The sequence below is a fragment of the Melaminivora alkalimesophila genome, from assembly GCF_000282995.1.
Classification (GTDB): domain Bacteria; phylum Pseudomonadota; class Gammaproteobacteria; order Burkholderiales; family Burkholderiaceae_C; genus Melaminivora; species Melaminivora alkalimesophila.
Window position 1 is genome coordinate 1 of record NZ_ALEE01000502.1, and the last position, 5,893, is coordinate 5,893.

Consider the following 5,893-nt stretch of genomic DNA (forward strand, 5'->3'; position numbering starts at 1 on the left):
AGGTGGCGGTGCCACTGGCGACTGGCGATCTGGTGGCGCCAGCGCCACAGTGTCCACAGCGCCAGCGGCCAGGCCGGCCAGGTGAACCACACGAGCAGGCGCAGCAGGCTCTGCCACTCCTTGACCTCGCCATGCTCGACGATGCGCCAGCGCCACAGGTCCAGCCCCGCCGCCAGGCCCGATGCCAGCAGGGTGAGCGCCAGCAGCAGGACTGCTCCGCGCGCCCGCGCCGGCTGCGGCCAGGGCGCGGCGTGGCAGGCAAGCCAGGCACTGCCCAGCCCCAGCAGCGCGGCCACCGCCGGCGCGCCGCTGAGCACCAGGCCCGCCAGGCCGGCCGCGCCCGCGGCCGCGCCCAGCACCATCCGGCCCGGCAGCGCGGCCGCTCCGAGGAACAGCAGGGCGCCGAAGGCCAGTTGCGTGAGGTAGCCGGTCGTCTCGTGCGACAGCTGTGCCAAGCCCAGGCAGGCAACCAGCGCCAGCACGCCGGCATCCGCCAGGGTGCGCGCGTAATCCGCGGGCCGCGCCTCGCCCCCGAAGGCAAAGGCCACCGGCTGGGCTGCCGGGCTGCGTGCCAGGAAGGCGACGGCCCACCAGGTCGCGCACAGCGTCGCCCCCAGCAGGCCGATGAAGGGCAGCCGCGCCGCGAGCTCGGGCCCCAGCCAGCCGCCGAACAGCTCGATCGCCCACGCGCCCAGCCAGTAGGGCAGCAAGCCATCGGCATCGGGCGGCAGGCCGGCGAGTTCGGGGGCCAGCCAGGGCGTGCGGCCCTGCGCCAGCGCGCGCATGTAGCCGAAGGCGGCCACGTCGTCGCTGCGCCAGGGGTCGCGTCCGAACCAGCCCGCCAGCGCGTAGGCCGAGCACAGCAGCAGCAGCGCCCAGCGCGGCAGCGGGCGGACAGCGCTCTGGGCGACGATGGCGGGGGTGGGATGGTTCACGGCAGGCGCAGGAAGCGACGGAGCCCGAGCATAGGCCAGGCCCGGGCCCAGAAAAAAAGGCAGCGCGGCGTGCCGGGCTGCCTTCTGGTCGCGACGCGCAGGGCCGCGCCGCAAGAGAGGGGCTTACTTGGCCGCTGCCGCGCTCTTGCCGAAGCGGTTGCGGAAGCGTTCCACACGGCCGCCCATGTTGTCCACGGACTTCTGCGTGCCGGTGTAGAAGGGGTGCGACTCGGAGGACGTGTCCAGCTTGTACAGCGGGTATTCCTTGCCTTCGAAGGTCTCGGTCTCCTTCGTGTTGACGCACGAACGCGTCACGAACTTGAAGCCGTTGGACAGGTCCACGAAGAGCACTTCGCGGTAGTTGGGGTGGATGCCTTCTTTCATGGCTGACTCTTTCCGGGTGTCCGCGGGAGCCGCGCCGGCCTATTCCGACGTACTTTCCGCAATAAAAGCCCTCTATTGTGACACAGGCCGGTCGGCGTGGGCAACCCGGAATTTGCACGCGCGGGGCGCGCATGCCACGACAATGGCGCCGCCCGGATGCCGCCTGCAGCGCAGGTCGTCCCTCTTTTTCCTCTCTCACCCAGGAGCCCACCCATGCCGACCTTCGAGACCCTGAGCGTCTCCCTGCACGAACACATCGCCACCGTGTGCCTGAGCCGCCCTGACAAGGCGAACGCGATGAACGCCACCATGTGGCAGGAAATCCGCCAGGCCTTCCAATGGGTGGACGAGACCCCGCAGGCGCGCGTGGCCGTGCTCCAGGCCGAAGGAAAGTACTTCACGGCCGGCATCGACCTGGCGATGATGCTGGGCCTGGAGGCCGAGGTGGCGGACGAGTGCGAGGGCCGCCAGCGCGAGAAGCTGCGCAGCCTGATCCTGGACCTGCAGGGCACGCTCACCAGCCTGGAGCGCTGCAGGAAGCCGGTGCTCGCGGCCATTCACGGGGGCTGCATCGGCGGCGGCCTCGACCTCGTCACCTGCGCCGACATGCGCTACTGTTCCGAAGACGCATTCTTCACGATCAAGGAGATCGACATCGGCATGGTCGCCGACGTGGGCACGCTGCAGCGCCTGCCCAGGCTGATCGGCCAGGGCATCGCGCGCGAGCTGGCCTACACCGGGCGCGTGGTGGACGCCCAGGAAGCGCTGCGCATCGGTCTCGTGAACCGGGTGTACGCCACGCGTGAGGAACTCCACGCCGGCGTGCAGGAAATCGCCGTCACCATCGCCGCCAAGTCGCCGCTGTCGATCCGCGGCACCAAGGAAATGCTGAACTATGCGCGCGACCACAGCGTGGCCGACGGCCTGAACTACGTCGCCACCTGGAACGCGGCGATGCTGCAGAGCCAGGACCTGAGGCAGGCGCTGCAGGCCAGCATGGCGCGGCAGGCGCCGGTCTTCAGGGACTGACGCCAGCGGCGCCGGCCGCTTCCCTGCCCGCAAGGACCGACGCCCTGCACCAGCGGGGCGTCCACGGGTGGCTCAGGGCAGCAGGCGCTCAACCGCCGCGGCGCATCGCCTCGAAGAATTCGACGTTGGTCTTCGTCTCCTTCATCTTCTTGATCATCAGCTCCATGGACTCGATCTCATCCATGTTGTACATGAACTGGCGCAGGATGCGGGTCTTTTGCAGGATCTCGGGCGGCAGCAGCAGCTCCTCGCGGCGCGTGCCGCTCTTGTTGAGCTCGATCGCCGGGAACACGCGCTTTTCGTACAGGCGGCGGCTCAGGTGGATCTCGCAGTTGCCCGTGCCCTTGAATTCTTCGAAGATCACCTCGTCCATGCGGCTGCCGGTGTCGACCAGGGCGGTGGCGATGATGGTCAGCGAGCCGCCTTCCTCCACCTTTCGCGCCGCGCCGAAGAAGCGCTTGGGGCGCTGCAGGGCGTTGGAGTCCACGCCGCCCGACAGCACCTTGCCCGAGGAAGGCACGACGTTGTTGTAGGCGCGCGCCAGACGGGTGATCGAGTCCAGCAGGATCACCACGTCCTTTTTCAGCTCGACCAGGCGCTTGGCGCGCTCGATCACCATCTCGGCGACGTGCACGTGGCGCGCAGCGGGCTCGTCGAAGGTGGACGCAATGATCTCGCCCCTGACCGAGCGCTGCATCTCGGTCACTTCCTCGGGCCGCTCGTCGACCAGCAGCACCATCAGGTGCACGTCCGGGTGGTTGGCGGTGATCGAGTGCGCGATGCTCTGCATCATCATGGTCTTGCCGCTCTTCGGGGGCGCGACGATCAGTGCACGCTGGCCCCGGCCGATCGGCGCGACGATGTCGATGATGCGGCCGGTGATGTTCTCCTCGCCCTTGATGTCGCGCTCGAGCTTCATCTGCTCCTTGGGGAACAGCGGCGTCAGGTTCTCGAACATCACCTTGTGCTTGTTCTTCTCGGGCGCGTCGCCGTTGACCTTGTCGAGCTTGGTCAGCGCGAAGTAGCGCTCGCCATCCTTGGGGATGCGCACCTCGCCCTCGATCATGTCGCCGGTGTGCAGGTTGAAGCGGCGTACCTGGCTGGGCGAGATGTAGATGTCGTCGGTGCTGGCGGTGTAGCTGGTGTCCGGGCTTCTCAGGAAGCCGAAGCCGTCGGGCAGGATCTCCAGCACGCCGTCGGCGAACACCTGCTCGCCGGCCTTGGCGCGCTTCTTGATGATGGCGAACATCAGCTCCTGCTTGCGCATCCGGCCGCCGTTCTCGATCTCCAGGGCCTCGGCCTGCTTGAGCACTTCGGAGACGTGCAGAGCCTTGAGTTCGTTGAGGTGCATGAAATGACTCCTTGGGCGGAGTGGTGTCTCTTGGGGTGAGGGTGGGAGGCCGCGTGCCGGGCGCGCCACGGTGGGTGGCGGAGGCGACGGGCCGATGATCGGGGAGGGCCGCTGCGACGGGGGTGGGTGCAGCGGTGCGATCAATGGCGCAAATTATGACAGGAAAAAATTCGCGGGCCGCAAGGTGGGGCGCCGGTGGGTGCGCAGGGCGGCCGCAGCGCCTGCCGGACGCTGCGCGGTGCCCGGCCCGGCCAGGGGGCGATCAGCCCAGTTGCTGGTCGATGAAGGCGGTGAGCTGCGCCTTGCTCAGGGCGCCCACCTTGGTGGCGGCCAGCTGGCCGTTCTTGAACAGCATCAGCGTCGGGATGCCGCGGATGCCGTACCTGGCCGGCACTTCGCGGTTGTCGTCCACGTTCATCTTGGCCACGGTCAGGCGGCCCTGGTAGCTCCCCGCCACGTCGTCCAGGATCGGGGCGATCATCTTGCACGGACCACACCACTCGGCCCAGAAATCGACCAGCACCGGCGTGCTGGCCTGGAGCACGTCGGCATCGAAGCTGGCATCGGAGAGTTGTTTGATCAGGTCGCTGGCCATGGTGGTTTCCTTGGGTTCCTTCTGGGTCTGGGAGCACTCGGGTGCGTATACAGTCCGGCCATTGTGACAGAAACACGCATCCCGCACGCCGCCCCGCAAGCCCGCCCAGACGCTATGACTGTCATAGCGAAAGACGATGGCCCCACAAGCCCCTGGCGCCCGGTCTTCGAGCAGGTGCGGGCGCAGGCGGCGGCGCGCGGCGTGCCGCTGCTGGCGGTGGTGGTGCTGGTGCCCTACGCGCAGCTCATGGCCGAGGCGCGCCGGCAGTGGCAGCGGCTGCACCCCCAGGGTTTCGTGCCGCGTTTCGAGACCACGCGCAATTGGGCCGCGCAATGGCCCGGGCCGCAGGCCCACGCCTGGGCCTACCGGGGCGACCGTGCGCGCGATGCGCTCACCGTGCCGCTCGTGCTCGAGCGCGCCGGGTTGGCGGCGCAGGGTTCCCTGCTGGCGGGGCCGGTGCTGGAGATGGCGGCGCAGCTGGCGGATGCGGCCGGCGCGGTGCCCCCGCACCAGCGCGCCGCCTGGGGTGAGACGGCGCGCAGCCTGCTGCCGCTGGCGGCCGAGGGCAGCGCCCTGGACCTGGAAGCCAGGGCGGCGCGCGTTGCGCTCGAATGGGTGCTGGCGTCGCCGCGTCCTGCGGATGCGCTGTTCGCGCCTGCGGTGCGGGCGAGCGTGCGCCTGCTGGTGGCGGTGCAGGGGCTGCAGCCCGATCCGCTCGAGCAGGCGCTGCTGGCGCACTGGGGCGAGGAGGCGTGCGCGCTGGCGTTGCCGCCGGCCCAGGCCGTGGCGCCGCCCGCCACGCGGATCGCGCTGCACGCGAGCGAAGACGCCGAGGCCGAGGCCTGGCGCACTGCCGCCTGCGTGCTGGCCCACCTGGCGGCGCGGCGCACGCCGGTGGCCCTGGTGGACAACGACCGTGCGCTCACGCGCCGCGTCCTGTCCCTGCTGCAGGGCTCGGGCGTCGCCGTGCGCGACGAGACCGGCTGGTCTTTGTCGACCACCCGTGCGGCCGCGCGCCTGATGGCGGTGCTGCGCGCCTGCGCGTGGGATGCCTCGGCCGATACGGTGCTCGACGCGCTCAAGCAGCTCGAGCCGGCAGGCCAGGAGGCGTTGCCGGCGCTCGAGCGCTGGCTGCGCCGCCAGGGCGCAGCACTGTGGGCCCCGGCAGCCAGGGAGCTGGAGGCCAGGGCGCCGTCGTTGCCCGCCGAGGCGGCGCTGGCTGCGCGCTGGGAAGGCTGGCGGGCGCCGCTCGCGGGCCGGCGCACGCTGCCGCAGTGGCTGGAGGCGCTGCGCACGCTCCTGCGCGGCTGCGGTCTGTGGCAGTCCCTGCTGGCCGACCCGGCAGGCCAGTGTTTGTTGGCCGAGCTGCGCCTCGCACCCGATGGGCTGGACGCGGAGCTGCACGAGATGGAGGGGGCCGGGCGGCGGTTCGAGCTGGCCGAGTTCATGCACTGGATCTCGGAGGTGCTGGAAGGCGCGCGCTACCGCCCCGCCTACCCGGAGGGCGCGCCGGTGGTGGTGCTGCCGCTGGCCCAGCTGCTCGGGCGGGAGTTCGCCGCGGTGGTGGTGCCTGGGTGCGACGAGAAGCGGCTGCCCGCC

Annotated in this window: 4 protein-coding genes and 2 pseudogenes; 2 read left to right on the forward strand and 4 right to left on the reverse strand. The window is 70.3% G+C overall.

Annotated elements, in window-relative coordinates; genetic code table 11:
• Nucleotides 1-935 (reverse strand): annotated as a pseudogene (locus A612_RS09775) (hypothetical protein); the annotation flags it as partial.
• Between the two features lie 123 nt (nt 936-1,058).
• The gene (locus A612_RS09780; RefSeq protein WP_019374315.1) at nt 1,059-1,319 is read right to left on the reverse strand and encodes a type B 50S ribosomal protein L31; all 261 of its coding nucleotides are present in this window, start codon (nt 1,317-1,319) and stop codon (nt 1,059-1,061) included.
• 213 nt (nt 1,320-1,532) lie between these two features.
• On the opposite strand from A612_RS09780, the gene A612_RS09785 reads away from it, so the two are divergent.
• The gene (locus A612_RS09785; protein WP_019374316.1) at nt 1,533-2,348 is read left to right on the forward strand and encodes a crotonase/enoyl-CoA hydratase family protein; all 816 of its coding nucleotides are present in this window, start codon (nt 1,533-1,535) and stop codon (nt 2,346-2,348) included.
• A gap of 88 nt (nt 2,349-2,436) precedes the next feature.
• Here the strand turns inward: A612_RS09785 and rho are convergent, their stop codons facing one another.
• Nucleotides 2,437-3,699: a transcription termination factor Rho gene (gene rho, locus A612_RS09790; RefSeq protein WP_019374317.1), complete on the reverse strand. Its 1,263-nt coding sequence runs from the start codon at nt 3,697-3,699 to the stop codon at nt 2,437-2,439.
• Between the two features lie 262 nt (nt 3,700-3,961).
• Nucleotides 3,962-4,294, reverse strand: coding sequence for a thioredoxin TrxA (gene trxA, locus A612_RS09795; RefSeq protein WP_019374318.1), 333 nt, complete (start codon nt 4,292-4,294; stop codon nt 3,962-3,964).
• A gap of 114 nt (nt 4,295-4,408) precedes the next feature.
• Between trxA and A612_RS09800 the strand changes: the two are divergent.
• Nucleotides 4,409-5,893: pseudogene (locus tag A612_RS09800) on the forward strand (PD-(D/E)XK nuclease family protein); the annotation flags it as partial.

Coding starts and splice junctions, on each gene's coding strand:
- A612_RS09780 (WP_019374315.1), bottom strand. CDS start 1,319: ATGAAAGAAGGCATCCACCCCAACTACCGCGAAGTGCTCTTCGTGGAC.
- A612_RS09785 (WP_019374316.1), top strand. CDS start 1,533: ATGCCGACCTTCGAGACCCTGAGCGTCTCCCTGCACGAACACATCGCC.
- rho (WP_019374317.1), bottom strand. CDS start 3,699: ATGCACCTCAACGAACTCAAGGCTCTGCACGTCTCCGAAGTGCTCAAG.
- trxA (WP_019374318.1), bottom strand. CDS start 4,294: ATGGCCAGCGACCTGATCAAACAACTCTCCGATGCCAGCTTCGATGCC.